Origin of the sequence: Streptomyces yerevanensis, assembly GCF_000716805.1 — a bacterium.
GTDB classification, from domain to species: Bacteria; Actinomycetota; Actinomycetes; order Streptomycetales; family Streptomycetaceae; genus Streptomyces; species Streptomyces flaveus.
Window position 1 is genome coordinate 1 of the sequence record NZ_JNWJ01000264.1, and the last position, 282, is coordinate 282.

Here is a 282-nt window from a genome sequence, read left to right on the forward strand (position 1 = left end):
TGGCTGCGCGAGACCTTTCTGCTGCGGCTCGCCGACCACGCGATCGTGGTGGTGGCCAGCAGGACCGCCCCCGACGCCGAATGGTCGCTGGATCCTGGATGGGCGCAGTTGTTCACCGCACTGGCCGTGCGGCCGCTCGACGCCGCCCAGTCCCACGCCCTGCTCGCCGCCCGGGGTGTCCCCGCCGAGCAGCGCGGCGCCTTCGTCGCCTTCGCCGGAGGCAGCCCGCTCGCCCTCTCGCTGGCCGCCTCCGTGCCCGCCGCGGCACCCGGCGCACCGTGG

At 76.2% G+C, this 282-nt stretch carries 1 pseudogene; it reads left to right on the forward strand.

Annotated features, from left to right (window positions below):
* Window positions 1-282: pseudogene (locus tag OP79_RS49350) on the forward strand (ATP-binding protein); the annotation flags it as partial.